Annotated in this window: 13 protein-coding genes, 1 tRNA gene and 4 pseudogenes; 11 read left to right on the top strand and 7 right to left on the bottom strand. The window is 63.7% G+C overall.

All coding sequences use genetic code 11. The features are described 5' to 3' along the window. The first annotated feature begins 11 nt into the window (after nucleotides 1-11). The 6 genes and pseudogenes from ONR75_RS18895 (at nucleotide 12) to ONR75_RS18920 (ending at nucleotide 5,715) form a co-directional block, all read left to right on the top strand. Complete coding sequence (locus tag ONR75_RS18895) at nucleotides 12-2,711, top strand: glycosyltransferase (protein WP_265078612.1); 2,700 nt, start codon at nucleotides 12-14, stop codon at nucleotides 2,709-2,711. A gap of 151 nt (nucleotides 2,712-2,862) precedes the next feature. Beyond that, nucleotides 2,863-2,938, top strand: a tRNA-Lys gene (locus tag ONR75_RS18900). A 65-nt stretch (nucleotides 2,939-3,003) separates the two neighbouring features. Further along, the gene (locus ONR75_RS18905) at nucleotides 3,004-3,591 is read left to right on the top strand and encodes a formyltransferase family protein (protein ID WP_265078613.1); all 588 of its coding nucleotides are present in this window, start codon (nucleotides 3,004-3,006) and stop codon (nucleotides 3,589-3,591) included. Nucleotides 3,592-3,753: 162 nt separating this feature from the next. Continuing rightward, nucleotides 3,754-4,112, top strand: a pseudogene (locus ONR75_RS18910) (hypothetical protein). A 25-nt stretch (nucleotides 4,113-4,137) separates the two neighbouring features. Further along, entirely contained in the window at nucleotides 4,138-4,635 is a 498-nt protein-coding gene (locus ONR75_RS18915; protein WP_265078614.1) for a hypothetical protein, read from the top strand. 201 nt (nucleotides 4,636-4,836) lie between these two features. After that, the gene (locus tag ONR75_RS18920) at nucleotides 4,837-5,715 is read left to right on the top strand and encodes a DMT family transporter (RefSeq protein ID WP_265078615.1); all 879 of its coding nucleotides are present in this window, start codon (nucleotides 4,837-4,839) and stop codon (nucleotides 5,713-5,715) included. Nucleotides 5,716-5,721: 6 nt separating this feature from the next. Here ONR75_RS18920 and ONR75_RS18925 read toward each other — a convergent pair whose 3' ends face one another. Beyond that, nucleotides 5,722-5,961, bottom strand: a complete 240-nt coding sequence (locus ONR75_RS18925; protein WP_265078616.1) for a BrnA antitoxin family protein — start codon at nucleotides 5,959-5,961, stop codon at nucleotides 5,722-5,724. Between the two features lies 1 nt (nucleotide 5,962). Further along, entirely contained in the window at nucleotides 5,963-6,946 is a 984-nt protein-coding gene (gene cysK, locus ONR75_RS18930) for a cysteine synthase A (protein ID WP_265078617.1), read from the bottom strand. Nucleotides 6,947-7,168: 222 nt separating this feature from the next. Between cysK and ONR75_RS18935 the strand changes: the two genes are divergently transcribed. Continuing rightward, the gene (locus ONR75_RS18935) at nucleotides 7,169-7,387 is read left to right on the top strand and encodes a hypothetical protein (RefSeq protein ID WP_265083728.1); all 219 of its coding nucleotides are present in this window, start codon (nucleotides 7,169-7,171) and stop codon (nucleotides 7,385-7,387) included. A 126-nt stretch (nucleotides 7,388-7,513) separates the two neighbouring features. On the opposite strand, the gene ONR75_RS18940 is transcribed toward ONR75_RS18935, so the two are convergent. Continuing rightward, nucleotides 7,514-7,906, bottom strand: coding sequence for a hypothetical protein (locus tag ONR75_RS18940; RefSeq protein ID WP_265078618.1), 393 nt, complete (start codon nucleotides 7,904-7,906; stop codon nucleotides 7,514-7,516). 244 nt (nucleotides 7,907-8,150) lie between these two features. Here ONR75_RS18940 and ONR75_RS18945 point away from each other — a divergent pair, with 244 nt between their 5' ends. Together ONR75_RS18945 and ONR75_RS32865 are read left to right on the top strand one after the other, a co-directional pair. Further along, complete coding sequence (locus tag ONR75_RS18945; RefSeq protein ID WP_265078619.1) at nucleotides 8,151-8,339, top strand: hypothetical protein; 189 nt, start codon at nucleotides 8,151-8,153, stop codon at nucleotides 8,337-8,339. A 474-nt stretch (nucleotides 8,340-8,813) separates the two neighbouring features. After that, on the top strand, nucleotides 8,814-9,206 hold the full coding sequence (locus ONR75_RS32865; RefSeq protein WP_413776366.1) for a tyrosine-type recombinase/integrase: 393 nt from the start codon (nucleotides 8,814-8,816) through the stop codon (nucleotides 9,204-9,206). A gap of 269 nt (nucleotides 9,207-9,475) precedes the next feature. Here the strand turns inward: ONR75_RS32865 and ONR75_RS32870 are convergent. Then, nucleotides 9,476-9,799: pseudogene (locus ONR75_RS32870) on the bottom strand (terminase); the annotation flags it as partial. 218 nt (nucleotides 9,800-10,017) lie between these two features. On the opposite strand from ONR75_RS32870, the gene ONR75_RS18955 reads away from it, so the two are divergent. Continuing rightward, nucleotides 10,018-10,803, top strand: a complete 786-nt coding sequence (locus ONR75_RS18955) for a hypothetical protein (RefSeq protein WP_265078620.1) — start codon at nucleotides 10,018-10,020, stop codon at nucleotides 10,801-10,803. A gap of 128 nt (nucleotides 10,804-10,931) precedes the next feature. Here the strand turns inward: ONR75_RS18955 and ONR75_RS18960 are convergent, their stop codons facing one another. Then, nucleotides 10,932-11,171 carry a hypothetical protein gene (locus ONR75_RS18960; protein ID WP_265083920.1) on the bottom strand — a complete coding sequence of 80 codons (240 nt, stop codon included), beginning with the start codon at nucleotides 11,169-11,171 and terminating at the stop codon, nucleotides 10,932-10,934. Continuing rightward, nucleotides 11,147-11,737, bottom strand: coding sequence for a transposase family protein (locus ONR75_RS18965; protein WP_320109632.1), 591 nt, complete (start codon nucleotides 11,735-11,737; stop codon nucleotides 11,147-11,149). Before ONR75_RS18965 ends, ONR75_RS18960 begins: the two co-directional genes overlap by 25 nt. Before the next feature lie 79 nt (nucleotides 11,738-11,816). Here ONR75_RS18965 and ONR75_RS18970 point away from each other — a divergent pair. After that, nucleotides 11,817-11,957 (top strand): annotated as a pseudogene (locus tag ONR75_RS18970) (IS3 family transposase); the annotation flags it as partial. An 81-nt stretch (nucleotides 11,958-12,038) separates the two neighbouring features. Here ONR75_RS18970 and ONR75_RS32875 read toward each other — a convergent pair. Continuing rightward, nucleotides 12,039-24,434 (bottom strand): annotated as a pseudogene (locus ONR75_RS32875) (filamentous haemagglutinin family protein). Nucleotides 24,435-24,527 lie beyond the last annotated feature (93 nt).

Raw genomic sequence — 24,527 nt, forward strand, 5'->3', positions numbered from 1 at the left:
GTTTTTCCGCGATGCGCGCCGTCGTCGCCGTTCTGTTGTTCGTGACTGCCGCTCATGCCGCCCTTTGGGGCATCTTGCAGGACAAGCAGGAAGCGCCGGACTTCAAGGGCATGCTCCCCAGCGTCTCCTACGCCCCGTTCGACGGCACGGCACATCCCGATATCGACAATATTCCCAGCGCCGAGAAGATACGCGCGGACCTGAAGAAGCTCGCGACGATGACGCGCGCCATTCGCCTCTATTCGTCGACGGGCGGCGTCGAAATGGTGCCGGCGATCGCCAACGAATTCGGCCTCAAGGTCACCGTCGGCGCCTGGATCGACAAGAACGTCGACCGCAACGAACGCGAAATCGCCGCGGCCGTCGACCTGGCCAAGCGCAATTCCAACGTCATCGCCATCGTGGTCGGCAACGAAACGATCTATCGCGGCGAACTCAAGGCCGACGACCTGATCGAATACATCCGCCGCGTGAAGCGGCAGGTGAATGTCCCCGTGACGACGGGCGAGATCTGGAACATCTGGCGCGACAATCTCGCGGAAACACCTGACGGCAAGGCGACGCTCGCCTCCTCCGTCGATTTCATTGCCGCGCATATCCTGCCCTATTGGGAGAACTTCAAGGATACCCAGGCCGTCGATCAGGCGATGTATATTTACGGCTTGTTGCGCGAGGCGCTTCCCGGCAAGCGTATCGTGATCGCCGAGTTCGGCTGGCCGAGCGCGGGCTACAATCTGCGCAACGCCGTTCCTGGCCCGTTCCAGCAAGCTGTTGTGCTGCGCAATTTCGTCGCGCGCGCCGAAGCGGTCGGCATGGAATACAATATCGTCGAGGCCATCGATCAGCCCTGGAAGTTCTTCGAAGGCGGCGTCGGCCCGTACTGGGGCATTCTGAACGCGGCGCGCGAGCCGAAATTTGCCTGGGCCGGTCCGGTGGTCAACCAGGATTACTGGAAGCTTGCTCTCATTGCCGTGCTGGTCGGCGTCCTGTTGTCGCTGCCGATCCTGCAACTGGTCGCGCCCACCGCGATGCAGGCGCTGCTGCTGTCCGTGGCCGCCAACGGCGTCGGCGCCTGGGTCGCGACCATCTTTGCCTATCAGCAGGGCCATTATTTCGTCTGGGGCTCGGCCTTTGCGCTGACGCTGGGCCTGATCCTGCTGGTGCCGCTGATCCTGATCGCGATGGCGCGGATCGAGGAGATCGCCGCGATAGCCTTCGGTCGCGCGCCCCGTCGACTGCTGACGCCCGAGCAGACCTCGGTGCAGGCGATTCCGGCCGGCGGCACGTTCCCCAAGGTTTCGATCCACATCCCGGCCTATCGCGAACAGCCGGATATGCTGAAACAGACGCTCGACGCGGTGGCGCGGCTTGATTACCCGAATTTCGAATGTGTGGTGATCATCAACAACACACCGGACCCGGCCTTCTGGCAGCCGATCCAGGACTATTGCCGCACGCTGGGCGAGCGCTTCATCTTCATCAATGCCGAGAAGGTCGAAGGATTCAAGGCCGGCGCCCTCCGCATCGCCATGGCGCGGACTGCGGTCGACGCGGAAATCATCGGCATCATCGATGCCGACTATGTGGTCGAGCCGGACTGGCTGAAGGATCTGGTGCCGGCCTTCAACGATCCCAACGTCGGGCTGGTGCAGGCGCCGCAGGACCATCGCGACGGCGACCGTTCGCTGATGCACTACATCATGAACGGCGAATATGCCGGCTTCTTCGACATCGGCATGGTCCAGCGCAACGAGGCCAACGCCATCATCGTTCACGGCACCATGTGCCTCATCCGCCGTGCCGCCATGGACATGGTGGGCGGCTGGGCCGGCGACACCATCTGCGAGGACAGCGATCTCGGTCTCGCCATCATGGAACACGGCTGGCTGACCCACTACACCAACAAGCGCTACGGCTACGGCCTGCTGCCGGACACCTACGAAGCGTTCAAGAAGCAGCGCCACCGCTGGGCCTATGGCGGCTTCCAGATCATCAAGAAGCACTGGCGGCTGTTCATGCCCGGCGCCAGCCGGCTGACCCAGGACCAGAAGCGCGAATTCGGCCTTGGCTGGCTGAACTGGCTCGGCGCCGAGAGCCTCGGTGTGGTGGTGGCCATGCTGAACCTGATCTGGGTGCCGATCGTCGTGTTCGCCGACATCGCCATCCCCGACAAGATCCTGACGATCCCGATCATCGCCGCCTTCGTGGTGTCGCTGGCCCATTTCCTCACGCTGTACCGCCTGCGCGTGCACGTGAAGACCTGGCAGATGCTCGGCGCCATGATCGCCGCGATGTCGGTACAGTGGACGGTGTCGCGCGCGGTAGCCAACGGGTTGATTACCGAGCATCTGCCCTTTGCGGTCACCTCGAAGGGCGGCAAATCCAGCATGTCCATCGAGTTCCAGGCGTTCTGGGAAGCGGTGCTCGGCGTGCTGCTGCTGGCTGGCGCGGCACTTCTGATCGTTTCCAACAGCTTCAAGCAGGTGCACGAGATCTACGTGTTCGCCGCCGTGCTGGTGCTGCAAAGCCTGCCATTCCTGTCGGCGGTTGCGATCGCCATCCTCGAGAACTCGCGCGCCAACGACTTTGCGTTCTGGCGTTCCACCACAGTGCGGACCGCGGAACTGATCGGCCTGCGCCCGGTGGCGATGCCGACCGCAGCGACTGTCGCGCAGCCGGCGGCCTCGGAGGTCCATCGGGACGCCAGCTAGGCCGGCCTGCCCGCCGTCAATTGTGCACGGCCGCAGCGCAGGCCGGTCGCGCTATTGACCCGCGCGGACCCGCCCCCTACACAGCGCGTCACGTGGGGCGTCGCTCGGACGGTGGCGAAAGCTGCATTCGAGCGAGCCGTTTGGGGGCTTAGATCGCGTAGCTCAGCTGGTAGAGCATTCGACTTTTAATCGAATGGTCGTGGGTTCGAGTCCCACCGCGATCACCACACTGCCCGCCCAGACAGACCCACGGGGCCGCCTCGGACGTCACAAGACACGGACACTTTTACTCATGCGCATTACCCTCGTCGGCTCCCGTCATTTCGGCGTCATCACCCTGGAGATGCTGCGGACCCATGACGTCGAGATCGCCCGGGTGGTCGTCGCCGACGCCGAGGACCGTTTGGCGGCAGCTGCGCGTGCAGCCGGCATCGAAGTGACCGTGCAGGCCGATCCGAAGCTGGTGGTGGCCTCCGAGATCGCCCCCGACACCGACCTGATCGTCACCGCGCACAGCCACGCCCGCATCGGCAAGGACGCGCTGGCCGCCTCCCGACTGGGCGGCATCGGCTACCACCCGTCGCTGCTGCCGCGTCACCGCGGCATCGCCGCGGTGGAATGGACCATCCGCGAGGGCGACCCGATCGCCGGCGGCACCATCTACCACCTCGCCGACCATATGGACGCTGGCGCCATCGCCCTGCAGGAATGGTGCTTCGTCAAGAAGGGCGAGACCGCCCGCGAATTGTGGGAACGCGCGCTGGCGCCCCTCGGACAGAAACTGCTGGCTGAAGTCATCGACCATGCCATCGCCCACAGCAGCCTTCCCGCGACCCCGCAGGACGAGCAGTTTGCCACCAAGGCGCCCAAGCTGGCCTGAGCCAAGCCACTGAATTCCCCACAATTTTCCCTTGAAGGGGAACCATTGCCCGGCGTGCTCGTTTCATTGCGGGACGTTTAGGGCAAGATTGCCGCGGTGCAGCAATATTTGAACACAATATCCCTGAATAAGACGCCCATCATAAAATCGGGGATCTGATTCATGCGTCACAACCGCATCCGCAACATTTTTTGCATGTCCATCATTTTGGGCGCCACGGCCGTGTCCGTCGCCCCGGCATTGGCTGAATCAACGTATGACGGCCTGTGGAACGTCACCATCGTCACCAAGACAGGCAGCTGCGAGCCGACTGCGCGTTACCCCTGACCGTCTCCGACGGCAAGGTGACCGCGCCTGGCGCAGACGTATCCGGCAAGGTCGGCCGCGAGGGCGCCGTGCGGGTGTCGATCGGCGCCGCCTATGCGAACGGCCAGCTCAGCGGCAACAGCGGCTCCGGCAAATGGAGCGGCGCGTCCGGCGGCGTGCCCTGCAGCGGCCGATGGGAAGCCTCACGCCAATAACCTTCATCACAACGGGAACTCGCGCATGACCACTTTTCTCGTCTCTCCACGACTGCTCGCTCGCGCCGCTGTTGTTTGCGCAGCCATGGGCGCCTCGGCATCCGCGATCGGCGCGGAATCCGCACCGTTCGCCGGCATGGCGGGCGTCTGGTCCGGCAGCGGCAGCATTTCGCTGGAGGATGGTTCCAAGGAGCGGATTCGGTGCAAGGCGACCTATGCGGTGAGCAGCGAAGGCACCGGGCTCAACCAGAGCCTGCTCTGCGCCAGCGACAGCTACAAGTTCGAGCTCAAGAGCGACGTGCTTGCCAAGGGCGGAACACTGTCGGGAACCTGGGCCGAAACCACGCGCAACGTCAGCGGAACGCTGCAAGGTCGCGCCGGCAATGGCAAGTTCAACGTCATCGTTTCCGCGCCCGCCTTCACCGCGACGCTGACGATGACCACAAATGGCAACAAGCAGAACGTGGCGATCAGTTCGGAAGGCGCATTCAAGGGTGCCAACATCGCTCTGTCGCGCAGCTAGAACTTTCTCATTTGCTATCTCGCGCATCGCCGGCCGCTCACCTGAGCGGCCGGTTTTTTTGCGCTGCAGCGGTACGAGGGCAGTGCTGCCCGGCAGAATTGCACGTTGCAAAGCCGGATGATGTCACCGATACAACGCGGCCCTATATGCCTTGCCGCTACTGCAGTCAGCAGCGCGAATGCCGAGTATCAACTGTCCAACATGACCCGCGAACCTTCGAAATCGAAAGCCGCGATGTGGATGGGCGGCTGGCTGTCGCTGATGCTGATCGTCGCGGTCGCCGGACGCGAAAGCCTGCGCGAACTCAACGTATTCCAGGTGATGGAAGTACGCTCGGTGCTCGGGCTGCTGATGCTGTGGCCGATCGTGCAGCTCAACGGCGGCCTGTCAGCCATGAAAACCACGCGGCCGCTGGCGCATGTCGCGCGCAACCTGGTGCACTATCTGGCGCAACTCGGCTGGTTCTATGGGCTCACGCTGATTCCCCTGAGCCAGTTGGTGTCGATCGAGTTCACCATGCCGATCTGGATCGCCATCATGGCCGCATTCTTTCTCGGCGAGCGCATGACGGTCTGGAAGATCGTGGCGATCGTGCTCGGCCTCATCGGCGTGCTGGTGATCGTCCGACCGGCTGTCGCCACCGTCAATCCGGGCCAGGTGATCGCACTGGCGGCCGCCCTGGGCTTCGGAATTTCGATCATCCTCATCAAGTCGCTGACGCGAACCGAAAGTAGCCTCAGGATCATCTTCTGGATGATCGTGGTCCAGAGCGCTGCCGGACTAATTCCCGCGATCTACCTGTGGCAATGGCCCACGGCCCAAGTATGGATCTGGCTGGTGATGGTCGCGTTCTGCGGCACGCTCTCGCACTTCTGCATGGCGCGGGCGCTGCTCTATGCCGATGCCACTGTGGTGGTGCCGATGGACTTCCTGCGCGTGCCGCTCAGCGCAATCATTGGCTGGCTGCTGTATGCCGAGCAGATCGACGTCTACACCGCGCTCGGCGCCGCCCTCATCCTTGCCGGCAACATGCTCAACCTGAAGGGCCCGGCCCCGCTCCGCGCCCCCGTGCCGTCCTGACCATGGTCACATGCCCGCGGCCTTGCGCAGTGCGGCGTTGATGCGGTCCTGCCAGCCCGGACCGCCCTCCTGGAAATGCTCCAGCACGTCCTGGTCGATCTGCAACGACACCAACTCGCGGACGCCCGGCAGTGCCGGCTTCTTCTCGGGCAACTCCGGCACCTTGGTGGTGGTCTGCTTGAAAGCGGCCTCGGCTTCGGTGCGGGCGTCGTGGAGTGTGCGGGGACGCCGCGGCGGCTGTGACATATCAAATTCCCTCGAACAGTGCGGTTGACAGGTAACGCTCCGAGAACGATGGCACGATGGCCAGGATGGTCTTGCCGGCATTCTCCGGGCGCTTGCCGATCTGCAGCGCGGCAGCGATCGCGGCCCCCGACGAAATGCCGCCGGCAATGCCTTCGTTGCGCGCCAGCGCGCGGGACGTCTCGATGGCGGTGGCGCTGTTGATCTTGACGATTTCGTCAATGACGGAGCGGTCGAGGATATCAGGCACGAAGCCGGCACCGATGCCCTGGATCTTGTGCGGGGAATGCTGGCCGCCGGACAGCACCGGACTTTCCTCGGGCTCGACTGCAACAACTTGCAGCGACGGCTTCCGCGGTTTCAGCACCTGGCCGACGCCGGTGATGGTGCCGCCGGTGCCGACGCCGGCCACGAAGAAATCGATGTTGCCTTCGGTATCGTTCCAGATTTCCTCCGCCGTGGTGCGACGATGGATCTCGGGATTGGCGAGGTTCTTGAACTGCTGCGGCATCACTGCGTTGGGCGTGGTGCGCACCAATTCTTCAGCCGTGGCGATCGCGCCCTTCATGCCCTGCCCGGCCGGTGTCAGTACGATTTCGGCGCCGAGGAACGCCAGCATCTTGCGGCGCTCGATCGACATGGACTCCGGCATCACCAGCTTCAGCCGGTAGCCGCGCGACGCCGCCACATAGGCCAGCGCGATGCCGGTGTTGCCCGAGGTGGGTTCGATCAGCACGGTGTCCGCATTGATCACGCCGGCCTTCTCCATGGCGATGACCATCGCCGCGCCGATACGGTCCTTCACGCTGGACGCAGGATTGAAATATTCCAGCTTGGCGAGAATGGTGGCCTGCACGCCGTGCTGCTGCGGCAGACGCACCAGCCGGACGATCGGCGTGTCGCCGATGGCTTCCACGATACTGCCGAAAATCCGTCCGCGACCCGGACGCTGCGTGTGCGCTGCATTCTTATCTGGCGACGTGTCCATGACCGCTCCTCCGTTTCGTTCGGCAACCCCGGATCTGTACCGTGATCTGTGTTCAGATGTGGTATCGCGCAACCAGACGCAAGCCTTCAAGAACAGCAGCGCATTCGCTGCACCGCAAACATGGTCGATCCTAAAAATCGTAAAACCAACGCATTTGTGTTGCGACATCGTCAAGCAAATCAGTGTAAAGTTCCACACATATCAGATGGCGAGGAGGTCACGATGTCAGCCCGCGCTGCAATCCGATCGACCAAAGTCCCCCGTCCCTCACCGCGTGGAAGCGATCTTCCCGCCTGCCCCGTCTGCGCCGACTCCATGGTCGCAGCCGAGGCATCCGCATTCCTGCCGGGCGACATGGTCAGCTATCTCTGGACCTGCGACACCTGCGGATACGGGTTCGTGACCAAGCACATGATCCCGCGGATTGCTTGCGCGTGTTGATCCCGGACTAGTGTGTCCATCCCGCGCACTTTTCTGTCCATGAATCAGCGTCGCACGTGTCCACGGACCTCTAAAGGCGGCAAGCAGCTAAAATGAAACCTGCCGAGAGCCGCGGGTTTCATAGTTCTAAGAATTCATCGCGAACGCGGAATTTCGTGTGGCTTGCGCCGCCTGATCCCGGCAACGCTCCCGCCAGTGCGACGCTAGAACGTCATCGGTTGGGGAGAGACGGTCAAGGATCCGTTCGGGGCAGAAATCGAGTACAGGCCCCTCTTCCTCGGCCATGTCCTTCAGACGATAGCGGTCCGGACCGGCTTCTGAATCGTGCTGCAGCATGAGAACGACCGCCTCCACCGTTCCCGCCTCGGCGTTCTCAACGGCTGCGTAACCGACGGCGGCATAGTTGCCCTCATTGATCCCGGTCATCTCGATATCGACGACCCTGCCGTATCGACCCGCGACCCATGCTTCCATCGCTTCCGTCAGCGAGCCTTCAATCCTGATATCTTCGTAACTCATGTTGTCCTCCCATTGCTGGGATCATATTGGCTGTCAGCCAAGCAAGCGACGAAACTACAGTGAGCGCCTGAGCGATCCATCCCGAAATTGTGGAAACTGCACGCTAAATTCGTACAACCTTTGAGACAACTGGTCCTGTTACGCTTAACGATCTTTTCGTCATGGCATTGGCTCGGCGGAACGAAACGGCGGTTCGAAGCGGCGCCCGGACGAAGCCTCCGTTAGGACGGGATTTGACGCTCGAATGGCGACCCTCGATTTCAGCGAACTTGGCAGCAAGCCCGCGGACGAAAAACTCGAGGGCCTGGTCCGTCTGATCGGCGAGCGGTTGGGCCTTACGATGTCGCGGACGGGTCGTGGCGCGGATCAGGGACGGGACCTCATTTTCACCGAGACGCAGTCCGGACGGATTGGATCGGCCCCGATCCGATGACTGGTGAGTTGCAAAGACAATTCGAAGACCAATCAATCGGTCAGCGAAAAGGACGTCGGCAGTGTTTCGGAGAAGGTCCGACAGCACGATTGCGCGGGCTTTTTGCTCGCGACAACGACGACGGTTGGCGCGGCCTTGAAGGCTGTGGATCAGCACCGAAGCGGGCCCCCGCCGATCAGCAGAATAAATTGCTGATTTACTTGAGACATATCGAATTCGGCAGGGGTCCCGATCGGCGCCGATCGGGACCCCTGCTCAAACGAATTGTCAGCCAGAAATCAACTGCTTAAGCGGATCTACGAGAGGGGCCCGCTTCGGCGCTGATTTACAGTCGGGTCGCTCTGCTGGAGACTATGTACGCTTCCGGAATGCGGGTTAGCGAAGCGATCTCCCTGCCCTCGTCAGACTTCATCGATCTCGGAAGTTCGAGGCATCCTGATCGATGGTCGGGACGGCAAGCAGCGATGGGTACCGATGCACGCGACGGCCGTCGAAGCGATCGTCAACTGGAAGCGAATGGCACGTGAGATCGGTTTGCCCTCATCCGTCTGGGCATTCCACTCGACCACGCAAGTCGAAGACCATTTGGCAAGAGGCGTCGCATTTAAGGAGATCAGGGAGATCGCCGAGATTGCTGGCCTTCCGAAAGCCGGTAAGATTTCGCCGAAGGCCCTACGGTATGCCTTCGGGGCGCATCTGCTGGCGAACGGCGCCGACCTCAGTTCGGTTCAGGTGATGCTCGGACATGCCGACATGGGGACGATGGAGATGTACGCGGGTGCCATGCCGGATGAGAGGGCGGCGACTGTTGGAAAGCACCCGCTAGAAGATGTAGCGTCAGCTTCCATCAGGATTCTGTTGTCGTAGACGGTCGAAGCCACGAACGTCACGCTCTTGGGGCGAACGTGCGCGCCATGCTTCCCCTTCAGCTCTTCAGCCGAGTCGGCCCAGTGGAATTTGTCGTGAAGGTTGATGAACCAGCGGACGACACCACTGCGCTCGGGGATGGGGAAGCCATCCTCACCAATCCACCAGTCGATGAGGCCGTTGCTCTCCAGCCCCTTGTAACGGTTATCCCAGTCCACCAGGAAGCAGTCAGGGTCGGGATTGCATGTGGCACGCGTATAAGGACGCACCCCGGATGTGCTGCGCATCCGGCCGAGCATGTAGAGGAACTGCTTACGGGTGAATTGCTCCAGCTGGTCGAAGCCAGCCATGGCGAGCTGGGAGCCGTCCCATCCGTAAACCGTCTTCTCGTGCTGCAGGTGCGTCATGGTCACTGCCGCACCCGACGGGAAATTCCACTGGTGATACGGCTGCTGCGTCGGCTTTCCCTTTAAATGGGGGTAAAGGTTGAAGCTCTCATCCCACATCCCGCCTTCGTTCGTAATCTGAGGTGTCTCACGCCGAAAGAGCACTGCCCCGTATTGCGGATTTGCAACGTGCCTGATGGCCTCCATAAGCAAAGCCCAGGTCTTGCCGCCGCCGTTTGCGCCTCCGTAAATTGCGATGTCGGCAGAACTGGAGAGGAAGACCTCCTGCGGTCCCGCCTGGGGCCGAAGTATCACTAAGAGATTGCAACACGTCCCACAGGCGTTCGCAAACACAAATGCCTATTGCGGACTCGGCTAGGCCGTGCAGAATCCCTTTCATTCAACCTAACCGATTGGAGATTGCCGTGCATCGAAAACTTGTCGTACCAGCCATCATCATGTCCGTTGCTTTAACCAGTCCAGCATTTGCAATTAAGATTTCAGTCAAGAAGGCCTTTAAAGCCACGCTTGCAGTCATAGCACCACCTATCCTTCTAGGGACTCTCGCTGCTGACGCTATCAAGGGCGACCGTCTGGGAGAAACCTATAATAAGGTTCCAGATATTGCAGGAGACGCTATTGAAAAGGCTGCTGAGGTTTATCAGAAGGCGAACGACATCGTTTACAAACTTCCACGTGAGGCCATACGCAGCACGCTCGGCGAGGACTGGGTAACGGCTTTCAATATCCTCACAGCGAGCGAACGCATTAAGACGCAGATCGCATCAACATCTGGCAAATACCTTGGAAAATGCGTTGGCGGTGAGCAGTGTGAAGTCAAGGAAGTGGTCGCAATACCCGTCGCAGCAGCTCTTAAGGACGCATACGGTCTTTATATACAGAACGCCAAGCCATTCGAGCCCTCCATGGTGCAAGTTCTGTCTCATGCTATGCCTGGTGGAATTGTCACATCGGCCCGCTGGGTAGTGGCCAAAACACCAGATTTCACTTTCCCTGGCTTCTACAATTTCAAGAATAGCGTAAGCGGCGCCAGAAGCGCTGTAACAATCGGCAATCTGATTATCCTCAGTGAGCTTCCTGATTTTACGCATAAGGGCGATTGGTCGTGGATTTTGCACGAGCTTCATCATTCCGAGCAGTACGCTGCCTTCGGGGAAGCCCCTTGGAGTCGATTGACGGCTTCGCAATAAAATATGTCTCAGACTACAACCAAATGGAGCAAGAGGCTGAACGCCTCGGCAAAGAGCGCGTAGAGTTGCTTCCTTTTGATTTCAGCTAAACAAAAAGCCCCTTAGCGGGGCTTTTCTCTCGCTGTCACTTATCGTGAATGGACGATGTTGACCTTCGCTGTGGCGTTCCCTGGGGCATTCAGCTGGAGCTTCACCTTCTGGAAGTTCAACGGGCCTGCGACGTTGATAACGGTCGGAGTCGTTTGGAACAGCGTAATCACGGATTGGCTTACAATTGCGTCGTCCTTCGTTGCAAAGGTCAGCGTGCCGCTGATGCCCGGCGTAGAAGATGAGGCAATGACTGTCAGGTTCGCACGGGTGTCCTGCACGGTGTCAAAGGCTGGCGCGGTCGGAGAGCTGATGGTTGCGGAGCGGTTGCCGAAGAAACCGGTGTACTTGGAAAAGCCCAGTCGTCGATGCCGGCGACGATCAGAGGCTCCATTCGCGGGCGTGTTCGTCGCCTAACGACACGCAGCAGAGTATCGTTGCTCACCGGCAGCATCAGTCGCTTGGCGAAGCTCGCTGCCGGTCTGCCGCCGAGTGCCAGCCCGAGATGGTGGACGATGCATTCGAGCCGCGCCGTCCGGCGCGACCGGGTCGGGAGAACATCATCCCCGAACCGTTCAGCGAAGATCCGCCGCCGACAATGTGGAACCTCGCAAACGAACCGTCGCGTGATCACCCGGAGGCACATTTGCTTGCCCGCACATGGCAAATCCGCGACTTGTCTGTCGTATCGACTATGGATTCGGCGTGATCTCGCCCCGCACAATGGGCACTCCGCCATGCCGTCTTCGGATCGGACGGCTAAAATAGTCGAGTCAGATGAATCGCTTACGCTCCCGATCACCAACCCACTCGGCACAAGCGAAGAAATTCGAATACCGGCTTGCATGGCGCTGATTCCCCGTTGGAGAACCGCAAGTTCGGCAGAAAAATCATCAGATGTGAGTCAGACCCACGCTTCGGCGCTGATTTACAAACGCGTCTACACAACCCGGGATCTGGCCCGGGCCGACGTCTTCGACTACATTGAGGCATTCTACAATCGAACCCGCCGTCACAGCCATCTGGGCGGCGTCAGTCCCGAGGCGTTCGAATGCGCCGCGGCGTGAGGCTGGGATTTGTCCACAAGACCGGAAGCAGTCCAATTGTAACATCGCGTTGCAACTTTCACGTTCACGCTCATTGCACACCTATTGCGCAACCAGTCGGTCTCGCTCCTCAGCCGTCAGTTTGTCCTTCTGGCTCTCCGACAACTGCCCCATTCCAACGAACTGCACCGAGCCCGAAGCATCGTAACCCCGCGCCCGCTCGCCGCGGGACCGGCGATCCTCCTCGTCAATCTTACGCTCCTCTCCGCCATTACCTCCGCCATAGCCCAGCACTTCGACGATGATCACCGATGGCTGCGCATTGCCGCTGCCCTGGTTCGGCGTCGGCGTCTGCTGCGTCGCCGCCGTGGCGTTCGAGGTCGCAAGCGCGGCGCTGATGCTGGGGGCCTGCACGGTCGGAATGCCCGTGGACTTGCCCTGCACCTGGATGTTGGCGGCATTCAGGATCTGCGGCGCCACCATATTTAAGTTGCCGGAGACGCGGATGCCGGCTTCGCCGGCGTCGATGGTGCCGAGCGGCGCGATCAGGTCGATATCGCCGGCCTTCACCTCCGCGATCGGGTTGAGCGTGGCAATGCCAGCGCCCGACGACGGCACCTGCGGCGCCAAAGTGACATTGCCGTAGAGATCGTAAGTGCGCTTCGGCGGTGTGTAGAGCACAGTCGTCTTCGAACCGCGTCCGGCATTGATATCGCCTTCCGCCGACCAGGCGAGGATGTCACCGCCGAACGTCGTCATGATGCGCGACAGGCCGAGCAGAATGCTGCCTTTGCTGTAGAGCTGGATGTCGCCGGATCCTTGCGTGACCAGACCCGCCGATGCCGGCGGCACCTGCCCCTCGACACCGATCACCTGACTGCCGCCGGGCGTCAGCATCTGAATGCTTCCACCGAACAGCGTGCGCACGCCGGCGCCGCCGAACATGGTGATGTCGCCGTCGTAGTCGTTGCCCGGGAACAGCGTGGCGATCACGGCGCGGCCGCGCAGATAGGAGTTGAAGCGCGCACTGGTCGGGTCGTTGTACTCGCGGCCGCCTTCCCGCAGCTCGGCGAAATAGACCGTTCGCAGGAAGATGCCCCACTGCTCCGGCTTCAGGGCGTTGAAATAGGCCAGAGCCTGCTCGACCGTGCCCGCAAAACCGTGACGTTCCTTCAGCCAGTCCACCAACTCCTTCTCGTAGGTTCTGGCGACCTTGCCTTTCTGCTCGGCGAGCGGCACGCCGGTCACCGCGAGATTGGCGGGATCGAGATAGAGCGCCGCGAGCTTCGCATAGTCCGGACCCGAAGCGCCGACGCCGGCCTGCAGGAGGATGCTGGCGCCGGGGCGGCTGTCGCTGGGACTGTAGGCGCCGAGCGAGGTGACGCTGGCGCGGTTCTCCATCAGGATGTTGCGCCCGGCGCTGATCTCCAGCGTGCCGGGACCTGCGACGGCGAAGGAGCTGAAGATGATGTCGCGGCCGGCCGAGATGATCGATACATCCGTCTCGGAGCTATGGACGATGAGGTTGCTCTTCGTCTGGCCCTTGTCGCTACTACCAGTGGCAGCGACTCCCGACTCGCCAAGATTGTGGCCGCTGTTGACGATGTCGCGCCCGGCCTTCATCCAGACGGCGCCGCCCGCGCTGTAGAGAGTCTGCCCGGCGAGGCCGCCGAACGGACTGAAGCCGGTCTGCAATTCGCCGGTCATCAGGCCGACGATGTCGCCGCCCAGCGCATAGAAGCGCGCGGGATCGAGAGAATATAGGCCCGAGGCGGTATTCGGTCCGAAGGCGAACAGATTATTCTCGTCCCTGAACGCCTGCGGATCGAGGCTCGCCAGCGTCGCGGGCCGGAACGGCGTCGTGAGTATTGCCGGGTCGGCGCTGGATCGGGACACGACGCCGCCATAGATCGACTGGCCCGCCAGCCATTCGAGCTGGCCGTGCGGCGACGGCGCGAGGAGCAGCGTCCCGGCCACATTCCCGGACGCATCCCTGGCCGCATAGATGCTGCCGGACGGCGCGACGGCGCGCAGGATCGACGGGTAAGACACATCGATACCGAATCTGGTGAGCGGCATCTTTGCATTGCCCGGCGTCAGATTGCCGCCGGCGGCGAACAGATCGATCGCGGTCCGATCGCTCCACAGGCTGAACCAGGCCGGGGCAGGCGTGTTCGGATCCCGATCGATGGTCTCGCGGCGGGTGGCATCGATGACGCCGCCGACCACCAGATCGGCGCGCGTGGTCAGGGCAAAGGTCGCATCGCCCGGCAGCAGGGTCGGCCCGCCGACGCCGTCGGCCGCAGTCGCGGTGAAGGGATCGTAGGGGCGCACCTCTCTGGGGTTCTGGGTGACTGCATAGGCTCCGTATTTCAAACGGATATTCCCGATGCTCGCCGCGCTGACAGAGCTATTGCCCCGCAAATTGGCGATCACGCCATCCAGTTGCGAGATCGGATTTAAAGTTATCCCTCCAGTTTCTCTGGAGGTCGCCAGAAGATTGGGATTGAGTCGCCCGCCGATGCGCACATCGAGATCGCCGCCGCCCGTCAACACCAGATCGCCCTGGGCGTTGACCCGGCCCGTCGATCCGACCGCGAGCACCAGTCCCTGGCTGCGTCCGCTCATCCTGTCGATGGCGCCAGCGTTGCCGCCGACCTCGACTCTCAGATCGCCGCCGCCGAGCGTGCCAAAGCCGGTGAACCCCACCAGATAGGGCAGCCTGTCGTATTCGAAGGTCGGAAAGTCATCGCTTCTGACATAGCTGCCGAAGTTGATCCACCAGGCCGCGCCCGCGTCGCTGCCCGGCGCATGGCCCTGGCGCCACAGCCAGTTGACGGGATCCGCGCTCGGCTTCTGATAGATGCGCATTTCCTCCGAATAGCCACTTTGTGTCCAGAGATCGCCGGTGAGATTGCCGCCGGCGCGCAACAACAGATTGCCGCCTCCCGTCGGATACCAGGCATGCGAGAGCCGGCCATCGCCACTGACGAGGCTTTCATAGTCCGCGCCCTCCTTGCCCAGCACCTTGCCATCGCGGATCAGTGCCCGTGGCTGATCGAACGCCGCGCCAACGCCCTGCGACTGTGTGCCCGCGGTATAGACGCCATAGGGCGAACGCTGGGCCAGATTGCCGCCGGCAACGAGGTCGAGATCGCCGGTGCCGGTGCGAACCACGCTGAAGATCGGATTGAACGGAATATAGCCGATGAAATCGCCGACGATCACCTGATCCGGGGTGGCGGGGATCGGCGCACCGAGCGAGACGAGGTAACCTGGAGAGCCGAGGAGGGTAGATTCAAAAAGGCGGGCACAGGATCGCCCGCTTTCAGCGGACCTGGGAGCCCCCACGACGCCCATCCAGTATCGAGTTCCAACTCTGCGACGGCCAGCGCCGTGACGGTATAATTGTAGTGCACACACCAGGCGGCCACGTCGGCGCAAATAGCGTCAGGGCCATAATCATTCGAAATTGGCGTTCCGGCTCCGGCTTCCACCTCCCAATCAGCCGCTCCTTGTTCGGTCCAATACCATTTGCCGCCGGGCCGTTCCGGCGTGCCCTTAATGATGGTCTTCTGGTACTTGTCGAATACCGAATAATGGCTATCGGCCAGCGTCAGATTGCCGGTCGCGTCGCGCGGCCGCAGCATGCGGCTATCGGCGGCGCCGAGATCCGCACCGGCCACCAGCCGCATCGACCAGCTCTGCGAGCCGGCCGGCAGCATGCTGGCCACCGCCCAGTTGGCGCCCTGACGGCCGTTCGCGTCGGCCGGCCGCAATCGCACGGAAAGTGCGCCGTTGGGCAGTTTGACTACGGTTTGCGACGGGATCAGGCCGCCCATCGGCAGCGTCAGGTTGCCGTCGAGCGTCACGGTGTATGGCACTGGGACGTATGGCAGGGCGACACCCTTGGGCCAGACCATCGCCTTCAGCGACAGGGCGGCAGGCGCGACGAAACCCGCAGCGAGCCGTGTACCGGCCGGGAGCGTGACGGCCTGCGCGAGACGTGTGCCCGCGGCGTAGAGCAGGCTGCCGTCCGCCGCGTACACGTCGCCCGCCAGAATGGTGTTGGCCGGCAGGAGGACGGCACCGTTCAGCACCGCCGCGACCGGCAGTCGCGTGCCCGTCGGCACGGTCAGCGCCTTGACCGGCAGATCGTAATTGAGCGAGCGGCCGGGTGTAAAGGTGGTGCCGTCGGCGAGCGTCACACTGCCGTTGGGCACGATCACATCGCCGCCGAACGACACCAGACCGGGCCGCAGGATCCAGCCGTCGTCGTCCGGTGTGGCGGGCGGCGGCGCGAAGCCGTCGTTGATGCTGCCATAGATGTCGAGATTGCCGCCGGCGCGCAGAGTGAGCACGCCGACCTCGCCCGATCCATAGACCGACGTGTGCGGGAAGTGCGGATTGACCCCGTCATAACGATGGCCCGACAGGTCGAGGTCGCCCTTGACCACCAGATCGCCCTCGGTCCGCACCTCGACCAGCGGCCGCAGGTGGAAGGCGTCGCGATAGGCGGCGTTGTTCAGTCCCGCCAGCTTGCCGTTCATCAAAGTCGCATTGCCGAGCGCTGCGTTGATGAAGTTGCTGCTTTCGGTGTGGCGGTGATTCAGCCAGTCCTGATCGATGAATTGATAAGGCCGGCCGCTGGCCGTGGTCTCCGGGCCGACCGGCACCTCGGCGCCGGAATAGACCCGCACCGCATTGACCGCGATCGAGCGCGCGCCCTGAATGGTCAGCGCACCGGAAGCGTCGATGGCGATGTCGTCGGCGCCGAGACGCGGCGCGTTCAATTCCAGCGTACCGCGCAGGACGCCATCATACTGACCGGGTGCGGTGCCGACGGTTGCCTTGGTGCCGTGCCGCAGATCGATCCGCACGCCCGATGCCAGCGTCAACACTCCACTCCCGGAGCTGAGTTGGACGATGGCCCGGTTCGGGCTGTCGATGATCTTGCCATAACTATCGACGCGCAGCCGCTCGCCATGGGCATCGAGCACCGCGCTGCCGGTCAGCGTCAGGCCGCCATTGGCCGCGAGCCGGATCGATCCGACCTCCGCGCCGCTGGCGTCGATCGTCCCGGTGACGGTGAGGTGGCCGCCGTCGAGCGAGAGGTTGACGTCACCCGCGCGCAGGCCGTCGCCGATCACGAGATCGCCTTGCTTGAGCTGGAAGCTGCGCCCGCCGAACACCTCGCCCGCATTGAGCCGCGCGTTGAGCGCGGCGAATTGGTCGCTGAGCGTGCCGCTGCCGCCGAGCCGCTGTGCGCGCACGTCGATGAAGCCACCGCGATAAGGCACGATCGTGCCGCCGGCAGCGTATTGGCCGCTGGTCGCGCCGAGGATCGCACCCTGCAGATCCACCGTCCCGGCGCCCGCGCCGAGCGCCGACGCCGTCAGCCGGCCGGCGTGATTGTTCCTGGCCGAAAGGTCGATGGTCGAACCTGCCGCCTGGCGGATGTCGCCGTTGCGGCTCTCGAGAATGACCTCGCCGCCCCAGCTGTATTTCTTGACGTCGGAGAACGTGATCTCGCGGCCCGCCATGTCGATCCGCGCCGCGTCGGACAGCATGATGTCGCCGGTGGCGCTCACCGTCAGCCGTCCGCTCGGCAGCGTCACCGCCGTGGCAATCGACACGGTCGCGCCGTCGAGTGCGAGTTCGGCGCCCAACGCCTCCGCTCCGAGCACGGTCCCGGCCATCGCGCCGGATGGCGCGGTGACGGAGATCGCCCCCCACCGTGATGCGGTTGACCGAGCCGGCCTCGCCGGTCAGCAGCGGGGTCGAGATGTTGAGAGCGCCGCCGCTGTAGCTGTAGCCTGCACCGGGCACATAGGCGCCCTGGCTCTGGTAAACCGCGAGACTTCCCTTGTGATTGGCGGTGATCCGATCGCTGGCGTTGAGATTGACGCTGGCGAAGCCGAGCGTCAGCCGTCCCGCATCGTCCACGCCGCTGACCTGAGTCTTGGGGCCGTAGCCGAAGGTGATCCGTTCGGCGTCGATGACGAGCGAGCCGCTGCCGGTTCCGGCGCCGCCGGTGATGACCGCGCCCGGACCGCCGGTGCCGCCGCTCCAGACGAGGTTTTCGGTGTGGATCGTCGCGACATCGCCGGCGCCACCTGCCCCGTAGATGGCGGGCGTGCCGAACACCAGATTGGCGATGCGGGACTTGCCCGAAGCGTCATAGGTGTCGAGCTTCACCGTGCCGAAGAAGTTGACTGCTTCACGCGCGGTCAGAATCAGGCTTTCGAGCGCCGGAGCGCCGGTCGAAGTGTCGCCCTTGAGCAACCGGTCGAGCACCGTCTGGTTGAGCGTGAGCCCCGAGGGCAGCACGTTCGTCGCGGCAGCAGCGGCGAGCGCCTCGCGCGTCCCGACATTGACCGCGCCGACACCGAGCGCGAGGTTGCGGGTGCCGAACCGCACATTGTCGCCCAGCTCAAAGCGGTTGGTCGTGGCGAACCCGATCGTGCCTTCGGAGTAGAGCGTGGTCGGCGCAGTGCAATTGCCGCTCGCGCCGCAGGCGCCGATCAGGATCGCACCTTGCGATGTGATGGAGGAATCCGCCGGCAATATGTCCAACCGGCCGTTCGACACGGCAAGCATCGAGCCACCACGGCCGGAGTTCATTGGTGTGTAGATGAATCCGTCCGTCGAATCGAACGGGGTGGCCCCCATGCCCAATGTGCTGATGCCGGCACCGGCCTCGATCGTGATCGCGCCCGTTTGGCCGGAGGGCCACTGAAAGCCCGTGAGCAGGAAAACCTCCGCCGCCCGCAGCATCACGCCCTCGCGCAGCGTGATGCCGAATGTCTGGTCGGAGCTCGCGAACTCGACGTAATTGCCCGTCTGGCCATAGGTGACGGTCGGCTTGGCACCGATGGTCAGCCGGCGCGCGGACAGCGCGTTGAGGTCGTCGGCGTAGACCGAGACGCCCGTGAAGCCCTCGGTCGCCGGCGCCCCCGCCGCCAGGATCTCGATCTCTCGGCTCGAGCTGCTTCCGAGCAGGTTTGCCGAACCCGCATAACCGCCTTGTCCGGCGCTGAAATCCACCGCGCCGTGGAACCGGAAGGCGTTTGCACCCGCGCCGGATACGAGGTTGAGATGGAGATTCTGGCCGTCGAGCGGCAACATCGCGCGTGGCACGCCGAGACGCGCCGCATCCGCCAGCGCAAACCTGGCGTAGTTCGTCTCGTTGTAGAGCGAATAGGTTCGCGTCACCTTGGCCGGAGTCAGGATCACCTGCCGCGCAAGACTGTCGCGGATGTTGGTGTTGGCGACGCCGAGCCGCGCGCCGGCGAGGTAAGAGCCATCGGCCATCGCCGCCTGGCCGATGAGACCGCGCGAGTCTGGCGTCGCCGCGATCTCGACCCGGAAGGCGCCTGGTAACAGCGCATAGGTCGATGGCATCAGCGTGTAGGTACCGGCCGGCAGGCCGGGCACGCTGCCGTCGAGCGTGATCTGCTGGCCGACCAACGGATTGCCGGCGCCGGCGTCCGGACCGACCGGCGCATAGCCGGACGCCTGGTTCGGCACGATGGCATAGACGGCGTTGCCGGACGTGCTGAACCCATAGACCGGATTGGCCTTGATCAGCGGATTGCGCAGCACATCGATCGAGCCGCCACGGCCGCTGACGAAGCCCGCCCCGGTCAGATCGCCGCCGCCCGTCAAGTCGATCAGCGCGCCACTCTGGACATCGACCTTGACGCCGAAGAGCGAGACGCCGCGCGTCGCGGACACAGCGCCTTCCAGCGCGATCTTCTTGTCGGCATAGTACCAATCGATGCCATCGACCGTGCCGCCATACGGCATCACCAGCCCCTTCGAGCTGGTCGAGGTGATGCTGCCGGGCAGGAGATTGATCGTGTTTGCTCCGGATTCATTGCCCAGGTCGATCGTCCCGAGCGGTGCGCGAACCACGCCGCCCTGGTTGATCGTGTAAGCCCCCAGCGAGAGAAGTCCGAACGCCGAAAACGGCTGGGCTACCGGCGCCTGGCCGGTGCCGCGAATGGTGAGGCTGTAGGCGGGATCAAAAGCACGATTTCCGTCGAGGCCTTTCAGCCAACCGGCCCGGACTTCGGCGCTTGCGCCGGTCGCGGGATAGATTTGCTGCGCGGCAAGGACGAGATCGCCACGGGTCTGGAGCACGGTCCGAGCCAGGCTGCCGCTGTGCAGGAAGCGGATATCCCCGCTGCTCTGCAACTCGACATCCGCGAACCCGCGCCGGTCGAGCGTGAAACTCGGTCCCGCGCCGCTGACGCCGAACGTGACGGAGCGCTGGACATCCAGCAATCCCGCCGTCGCGCTGAACCGCGCGGTGGTCTGCCGTGCCGATGAGATGCCGCCATTGATGACCGGTAGATGGCCGCTGCCGTCCGACCGGATATCAGGCACGCCCGAGAGGTGCATATAGGGCGCGGAGAGGGTCACGCGGGCGTCGGCCTTTGAGGTTTCCGCCAGCGCCAGCGACGTCGAGAACAACTGCAGGCTCTGGCTCATCGCCAGCGACACGTCGCCATCGAAGGCGATGATGCCGTAGCTGAGCAAATTGAGATTGCCGAAGCCGCCGGCCTCGATCTGGTCGGCGCCGATCGCGGCCTTTCCAAAAACCAGGCTGCCGTTGGCCGAAGCCGGCGTGGCGTCGGCCGCCAGCGCGCTGATCGGTGCCGTCTGGGTCACGATGAGATCGCGCGAGCGGTATCCCTTGGCGTTCACATCCCGATATTCCGGAGTGCCCAGACTGACCGTCAACGTGCCGCCGGCAGCACCCGCGCCTCCCGCTTTAGCCCGCCAGGTTCCGCGGAGATCCAAGCCGTCGGAGGATGCGAAGGAGATCGCGCCGCCACGGCTGGCCACCTCGGTCGGACCGCCATTCAACAGATCCAACGTCGCCGCGGCGCCGGATGCGTCGAGCAGCGCTCCGTCGCGCACGACGACGAACGCCAGGGGACCGCCCGGCTGACCCGACGACAGATTGATCGTTCCTCCGATGGTGATGCTGCCGCCGTCCAGCACCGTGCCATAGCGTCGCCCCCGCACATCGACGGCGCTGAAGGCGCGGCCTGCGACATCGAGCACGGCGGTCTGGCCGATCCAGATCGAATTGCTGTCAGAAATGCCGCCACCGCCGCCGATGCGGATCGAACCGCCCCAGGCGTTCAGCGTGCCGTTGACGGTCACCTGCCCGACGCCGGAGATATCGATCGACTGCCCGGGATCGACGGTGAGTGCCGCGCCCTTGCCGGCGACCAGACCGACCGCCGCCGGATCCGACGATAGGACGCCAGCGGAGAGCGACAGGCTGGCCCCGCCGCGCTGGGTCAGCCGGCCTTTGGCGGAATCCTCCAGATACAGCGGCGGCGTCCAAAGCTCGAGGCCCGCAGACGGATCGCTTCCCGTGGCCACGGCGAACGCGCCCGCGGTGTAACGATAGACCGGCATGGTGACGTCGATCGTCGCACCATCGGCGACCGCCAGGCCCTTGTGGCCGTTGACGCTGTAGCTGGCGAAGCCGCTGCGGAACAGCGACGCATCGAGATTCAGCACGAGGCTCGCATCGCCGTCGCTTTGCTGAGCCTTGCTTCCGATCGCGATCACCCGGCCGGATTCGATCCTGAGCTTGCCGCCGCCTGAGACGCCGAACCCGGCGATCTCGCCGTCAAGGGTCAGCCGGCCGCCAGACCGAACATTCCCTTGATCGGCCAAGAGCGTAACGTCGCCGCCCTTGCCGCCGCGCGTTTTCCCGGTCGACAGGATGGCGGCGCCGGAAGAGACGTCGATGGTGCTGCCGCTCGCGAGCGTGACGTTCTGGGTGGAATCGAAGGTGACGCTGCCGCCATCGACATAGGCGAGACCGGAGAGATCGTTCCGATCGGTGAGACCGTTGGTCCAGAGTCCGCGCACGTCGATGATCGCGCCGGTGTGCAGCGTCACGCCCGGCATCGTGAGCGGGGTTGTGACCATACCCAGGATATCTGTCTTGACTGTGACGCTGCCGCTGCGGGCGACGATGCCGGCACTGATATCGACGGTCGGCGCGACCAGCTTGACCTGGCCGCCATTGGCCAGCGTCAGCGGCGCATCGACCGCGATGGAGCCCCTGGTGGCGATCGTGAGGCCGCCGAGACCCTGTTCGCTGAGATGGCCAGCATCGAACCAGGCGGTGTTGGTGCGGACCGACGGCAGGAGGTCGGTGGCGGACAGGCCGGCGCTGATGGCCGCGACATTGCTGAAGCGGACATCCGAGCCGTAGGCGGCAACCTGGCTTGGCGTCGCGTCATAGCGGCCGAGCCCGAGCGTGCCCTGCAGCGGCGCTGCGTTCTGCGCCTGCTTGTAGCCGTCGGAGAGGCCCGCGGCGCGCGCACTGGTCTGGCGCGCGCCCTTGACGACATCGGCGATGATATCCGCCTCGAAGATCGATGTGGGTGTCGAGAGGACGAGGTTGCCGGCATCGCGGCCGACGCTGTAGCCATCCTCCCAGCGCAGCGAGGTACGGCCGCGGTCGAAGATGGTGGTCCAGGTCTCGGTGAGACGATCGTCGACCTTGCCCTGGATGTTATGGGTACGGGTGAAGCCGCCAGCGAAGCTTGTGAACGTCATGTTTGCCGGCGCCGTGTCGACACTGTAGCGGCGGCCGTCGCTGCCGACGAGGTTGGTGGAGCGGATCCAGCCCGCCGCATAATCCAGCGCCCCGCCGGAAATGTCGAACCTCGCGCCCTGCCGCGCGACGACTTCGGGTGCCGCCAGCGTGATAGTTCCGCCGACCGCCGACCATTCCCCGATCGTATGCGCGATGTTGCCGAGATAGCCGCCGACTTCGAGCAAGCCGCCCGCGGTGTAGTAGCGATCGCTGGCATAGCCGCCGGTACCGGCCGGCACCAGCGTGAGTCTGCGCACATCGATCCAGGCATCGTTGTTCTTGAGCACGTTGGAATCGCGGTTCTGCGGCGAATCCCTGAGTTCATTGCCCTGGACGTTAATCTTGATATTGTTCGACGCCATCGCCAGCGCGACGTTGCGCACGCCCGATGCATCGAGCGCGGCGCCATCTTCCGTAAAGATGCGCTTGTTCGCGGACACTGCGATCTGGCCGCCTTGCGCCGCGGTGTAGGAAGCGCCCTTGAAGATGACGGTTCCGCCAGTGACGATCTCGACGCGGGACTGATCCTGGCGGTCGGCCAGCAGTGAGAGGTTGTCGAACGCCCCGACGGAGCTGCCGGCGCGGGCCGGATTGGCGGCAGCAGAGGCCGCGATCAGCGCGTCACGCTGGCTGTCGAGCGCGGTCTCGCTGCTATCCAGTTCGGGAACCACGCTGGTCAGGCTGCCGGCGCCAAGCGTGATGCTCCCTGCGCTGTCCGACGCCGCATTCAGCAGATGAATGGTGCCGCGGGTGTTGACTGATGTCGTCGAGATCAGCGCCCCGCTCTGCACCAGTTCGCGACCCGCAAGAGTGATATCGCCCTGCTGCGCGAAGATCAGACCCGTATTGCCGACCCGGCCGCTCGTGCTTCCGACATTGATGACCGGCGACACCTCATTGCCGCGCGTGGTCGATGCGGTGTTTCCGTCGGTCCCGAACCCGGCGCGCAGAATGAAACTGTCACCGGCGGCGAGCAGTGCCTGCCCCTTCGGCGTCGAGATTGTACCGGCATTGCCGACCGAGTGGCCGAGCAGTACGACCGACCCGCCGCCCGCGGTCACCGATGCAGGCGCGCGTGTTGTAATCTGCGCCCCCACCTCGACGTGGATCGCACCGAGCGCCTCGGTAAAGCTCGGCGTCCAGGTCGCGCCAGTCTGCGTCGAATAGATACCCTTGAGGAACTGGTCGTCCGTAATCTTCGCTGCTGCGGCGACCAGCGAGCCGACATTCACCTGGCTGTTGCCGCCGAAGACGATGCCGCTCTGGTTGATCACATAGACATGGCCATCGGCCTTGATATTGCCGAGGATCTGGCTCGGCGCGGTGGCATTGGTGACGCGGTTGAGCGCGACCCAATTCGCATTGCCCTGCTGGTCGAAGGTCAGCGTGGTGCGCGCGCCGACATTGAACGACGTCCAGTTCAAAATCGCCTGCTGGCTGGTCTGGCGAATGCCGACCTGGGTCTGGCCTGCACTATCGACGCCCTGCGTCGGAGTGTTGGCGCCGCTCCAACCCGCCGGCATGTTCGGCAGCAGGCCGTCGGCGCCGAGACCATTTGGCACCGCGACGGGCGCCGTCAGCGACGTCTGCTGCGCGGCTGCCGTCGCACGCGCCGCAGCCTGCATCCCCTGAATGTCCTGGATCGTACGCGCCGCACGCGCCAGCGAGTTCTGCGTCTGCCTCGCCATTGCAGCCGCCTGCTGCGCCGCATAGGCCGCTGCGTCTGACGCAAGGTTCGGCGCTGACGGCGCTGTGGAGCCGCCATTCAGCGCGCGCGCATGGACCCCATCGCCCGACACCAGCATCATGCCGATTACAAGCCCGCTGCTCCCCACGAGCAGCCAACGCCGCGCCCCCTGCATGCCAGACTTGTTGTTATGACGCAGAAGACAGCGAGACTGGGAGACAGACATGCGAGGCAGCATTGGACAATCTTTCAAAAAGGCAGCCGCGCG

This window comes from Rhodopseudomonas sp. P2A-2r, from assembly GCF_026015985.1.
In the GTDB taxonomy this organism is placed as follows: Bacteria; Pseudomonadota; Alphaproteobacteria; order Rhizobiales; family Xanthobacteraceae; genus Tardiphaga.